The sequence below is a fragment of the Corallococcus sp. AB049A genome, assembly GCF_003668885.1.
In the GTDB taxonomy this organism is placed as follows: Bacteria; Myxococcota; Myxococcia; order Myxococcales; family Myxococcaceae; genus Corallococcus; species Corallococcus interemptor.
In genome coordinates this window covers 1-4,410 of the sequence record NZ_RAWL01000583.1, presented here as the reverse complement: position 1 = coordinate 4,410, position 4,410 = coordinate 1, and the positions used below count along the sequence as shown (strand labels likewise).

At 67.4% G+C, this 4,410-nt stretch carries 3 protein-coding genes and 1 pseudogene; 3 read left to right on the top strand and 1 reads right to left on the bottom strand.

Annotated elements, in window-relative coordinates:
• Positions 1-264 precede the first annotated feature (264 nt).
• Both D7X55_RS36535 and D7X55_RS45410 read left to right on the top strand, forming a co-directional pair.
• Positions 265-1,284 carry a trypsin-like serine protease gene (locus D7X55_RS36535; protein WP_120552572.1) on the top strand — a complete coding sequence of 340 codons (1,020 nt, stop codon included), beginning with the start codon at positions 265-267 and terminating at the stop codon, positions 1,282-1,284.
• A gap of 156 nt (positions 1,285-1,440) precedes the next feature.
• The gene (locus tag D7X55_RS45410; RefSeq protein ID WP_255425053.1) at positions 1,441-1,563 is read left to right on the top strand and encodes a hypothetical protein; all 123 of its coding nucleotides are present in this window, start codon (positions 1,441-1,443) and stop codon (positions 1,561-1,563) included.
• Between the two features lie 126 nt (positions 1,564-1,689).
• Here the strand turns inward: D7X55_RS45410 and D7X55_RS36530 are convergent, their stop codons facing one another.
• Positions 1,690-3,498, bottom strand: a complete 1,809-nt coding sequence (locus D7X55_RS36530; RefSeq protein ID WP_121725450.1) for a hypothetical protein — start codon at positions 3,496-3,498, stop codon at positions 1,690-1,692.
• Positions 3,499-3,844: 346 nt separating this feature from the next.
• Here D7X55_RS36530 and D7X55_RS36525 point away from each other — a divergent pair.
• Positions 3,845-4,410 (top strand): annotated as a pseudogene (locus D7X55_RS36525) (hypothetical protein); the annotation flags it as partial.

Below are 4,410 nucleotides of genomic sequence, written 5' to 3'. Positions count from 1 at the left end.
CTTCGGGGGAGGGCAGCGCATGTCCTGGTGGAGCTGCATCCTGGTGGTGGACGAAGACCTGGACGTGCTGCTGGGCGCCGTGGCGGCCTACGTGCGGCCTACCGGCTCCCAGGCTCACGCTCCCCAGTGAATGAGGCGCAACCGCAGACGCTTCTGTCGCGGTCCCTTGTGGTGTGAATGTGTTTGGGGTCGGATTCCAATATGCCCAGCAATCATATACACTGCGCGCCAGGCAGGAGTGCAACCGCTGCCCATGGGGGATGAATGAAGCTGGAAAGCGCGCGAGCCTTGAAAGAAGAGCTGCGATTCAATCTGCACAAGACCGTGATGGGTCGATCACCGCCGCTGATGCAGGCCATTGGTCTTGAATCGTTGGGCTCACCACGAGAGCGCCGTGCAAATCGCGTATCGCCGCCTGATGGTGTTGCGCTGGGCATCGTGCCGGGGAAGAAGCGCGATGAGTTCAAGCTCGCGGTTCGACTCCAGGATGCAACCGCGGAGACGCAAACCTACGCAGCCTATGTCGCAGGCAAGGCCCGCGATGAGGTGGATGTGCGGTTCATCGGGAGGGTGCAAGTGCTCCCGGCTGCTGCGGGATTGACGGAGTACCAGCGGACGGTGCGCCCCCTGGAGCCCGGATTCTCCGTAGGTCATTTCCGCGTTACCGCTGGAACGATTGGCGGCTTCGTGGTCGACGCCAGGGGCCGGCGGGGCATCCTCTCCAACAATCACGTCCTGGCCGACAGCAACGCTGGGCGACGAGGCGACGTCATCCTGCAGGCGGGCCCTTTCGATCGGGGCCGGAACCCAGAGGACGTGGTGGGCAAGCTGGAACGCTTCATCCAGATGAAGAAGATCAACAACTCCGTCGATGCTGCCTATGCACTTCTGAATGGTGACGTCGAGCTCACGACCACCTATCGCAAGAAGCGCATTCAGAATGTCGTTGCCGTGGACGACATCACATCCAGCTTGTCGGTCTGGAAGGTTGGCCGGACCACTGGATACACCCAGGGAACAATCACCGCTGTGGAAGTGGATCAGGTCGCAGTCAACTATGGCGGTCCCATCTATTCGTTCGATGGACAGCTCGAAATCGAGGGCAAGGCAGGCGCATTCAGCGCTGGGGGGGACTCCGGCTCGTTCATCCTCGATAAGGAAGATCGCGGGGTTGGACTCCTCTTCGCGGGTTCAGCGCAAGGTGGTTCCAACGGGATGGGCGTGACCTACGCGAACCCACTCCAGACCGCGCTTGAGCTTCTGGGGCTGGAGCTCCACGAGTAAGGCCCTTGGGATGACGTATGCCTGGAGAGTCGCTATGATTCGGCAATGGCATCGCGAAAAGCAGCCAGAGTCGCCAAGGAGGAACTAGGCAGGCTCCTCTCTGGAACCGAATGGCTTCGGGGAATCGGACTTGTCGGGGAAGGGGAGGATTATGTCGTGAAGGTCAACGTGGACGCCCTCACCCCTGAAGTTCGCGCTACGATTCCGGAGCACTGTGATGATGTGAAGGTCCTTGTTGAAGCAGTCGGGGACCTTCACGCCTACAGCACCAAAGGCTGAGAAATCCTGGGCGGTAGGCGGCCTGACGGGCGTAAGGGCATCCGGCCGGCTGGCTGGTTCGGCGTCGCACTGCCACGCGTGGCATTCGCAAGCGCGCCGTTTGCCGCACCTGACCGTCTTGACGGCCTACCGGAACGGTGGCACCGGCTGGCGCTTGAACCATTCCGTCGCGTTCAGCAGGTGCACGTCGTGCTTGCCGGGCTTCAGCTCGATGCCGCCCGTCACCGCGCCCAGCGACGCCAGCAGGGCGCCCGTGATGTTTCCCTGCACGAGGTCCAGGTGGCCCTCCAGGGAGAAGCTCTTGCCCGTCGCCTTCAGTTCGCGCAGCTGGAGCCCGCGGTCGTCGATCTGCACCTGCCCCGTCACCTCCACCTCCGGGATGTTGAGCAGGGACGTGAGGAAGCCGGGCAGCTTCTTGGACGAGGTGATCAGCGCGACGATGGGCTGCGTGTCGGTGAGCTGGCTTGCGAAGCGCGCCTTCAGCACCGTGGGGGAGAGGCTGAGGCTGGCGCGCGGCAGGGTGAAGTTCCCGCTCCAGGCGCGGATGGGCACGTTGCCGTTGGAGGACACGTCGCGCAGCCGCAGCGTCGTTCCGCTGAGGCCCAGCTCCGTCATGTCCCAGGACAGGTGCCGCGCGTCCACCTCCACCTCCGCGCGCAGGAGGACCTTGTTGGGCCCCATCCGCCCGGACACGAGGTTCGTGTCCATGCGCAGCTCCAGGGCGCTGCGGGCCTTCGCTCGATTGGAGGGCTCCTCACTGCGCACCGTCACGTGGCCGGAGTCGATTTCCAGCGTCTGGCCCAGCCACGGGTTGAGCACGCGCAGGTCCAGGGGCTTGCTCTTCGCGACGTGCAGCTCGGGCTTCAGGTCCAGGCCGGGCTGGCCTTCCCGGCGACGGGCGCGGACGGAGAGGGCGATCTCCGGCACCTCCATGTCGGAGCCCTTGGGGCCCGCCGACACCTGCACGGGCGCGAAGGCCAGCCGCATGGAACCGGACAGCTGTTCCCCCGGCTCCGTGCCCATGGACGCCTGGAGGCTCCACGGGGCGCGGGCGCGCATGGGGCCGGCCTTCAGGTCCAGCGCCTCGCCGGAGGCCTTCAGCTGGCTGCCGGGCTGCACCGTGTTGCGCTCCACGCGCAGGTCCAGGTCCACCCGTCCGGCGCCGCCGCGCAGGGACACCGGGGCGCTCGCGCCCAGCTGGTCGTTGATCCAGTCCAGGGGCAGCACGTCGATGCGCGTCTTCACCTGGCCGCCAAGGGCCTTCGTCAGGTCGTAGCCCTTGCCGGGCTGGAAGGGCGCGTCCAGCCGGGCGCGCGAGTCGAGCGCTTCCAGCCGCGCCACGCGCTGGCCGTCCACTTCGATGAAGCCCTCCGCCACGCGCACCGACGGCAGGTCCACCTCGAGGCGTTCGCGGGACTGGAGGTTCAGCGTGCCGGTGACGTCCAGCGCGCCCGCGAAGCGCACGCGGCTGAAGTCCAGCTCGCGCACCTGGTGCAGCGTGACGTCCTTGAGGTGGATGACCCAGGGCTTGCTGTTCGGGGCGGATGGCTCCTCGGGAGCGCTGGACGGCTCCAGGTGGAAGCTGGCGCCGTGCCCGTCGATGCCGTCCACGTCCACGCGCTTGCGCAACAGGCCCGTGAGGGACATGCCCGCCTCCAGCGCGTCCACCTCCACCTTCCACCAGACGTCCGGGTCCTGCTGGGTGAGGGTGAAGCCCGTCAGGTGGAGCCTGCCCACGGGCCACAGCCACCACGCGCGCTGCCACGTCAGCCGCGTGCGGTCCGTCGCGCGGCCCATGATGGCCTGGGTGACGCCCGTGTTGAGCGCGACGTTGAGGGCGACCTCCAGCACCGCCACCGCCACCAGGGAGCACAGGGCGACGCGGCGCCAGCGCCTGCCGCGAGGGGCTGCATCGGGGGACGAGGTGTCGGTCATGTCGCGGGGTTCCGGGCGGGAGTCCCCGGGATGCCCTGGAATGCCTCCGCGCACAAGCCGTGTGACTCCGGGGCGATGGATTCGAGACACCGTCCCATCGCCCCGGAGTCCACGGCGCACTCCAGGGATGACGAGGAGGTTGGGCTGCTTCTTCTTCGCGGGCTTCGTCGCCATGCAAGCACGCTCCGGTGTCTGGGGCTGCGCCAAGGGATGGAGACGCGACAGGCGATGAACCACCGGAAGGGGAGCGGCGCGGCGTGCGGAGGGCGTGGCTGGATGTCATTGCCCGGGCAACCCCGGGTCCGCATCCTCCAGGAGAACCCCCTGAGGAAGGACGGGTGGACCGATGGGAGCCACGGGACCCGTCGAGGCGCTGCGCAACCTGACGTTGTCTCTTCAGCGCATGGTGGCGACGGAGATCGCCACCGGCGTGGTGCGCGGCACGGCGGACGGGCTTCGCGAGGAGGTCCCCGACGGCCACGGTCAGCTGCACACCCTGCTCCAGGACCTGCTCACGGTGCTGGGCCGCATGGCGCACGAGGCCGCCGCGCGTGAACCGGGAGCGTCAGCGGACGCGACCGAGGTGCTGGCGGGCGCGGCCATGGAGGGGGCGCTGAAGGCGTTGGAGCGCGAGTGGAATGACGGGGGCCTGCCCCTCCACGGCTTCATGGTGCGCCTCAACCAGCTCTTCGCCGAGGTGGTGAGCTTCGCCCACTCCCGCACGGACGAAATCCGCACACCGGGCGAGCGGGCCCAGGTCATGGCGAGGGGCGTGGTGAAGGCGGCCACGGAGCAGCTGCATGAGTCCCTGCCGGCCATCCTGGAGGACGCGCGCGGTCTGTCGCCGTTGGGCGAGGAGGTGGCCTCGAAGGTGGGGCGGGGGTTCGTGGAGGGTGTCGAGTCCAAGTCTGT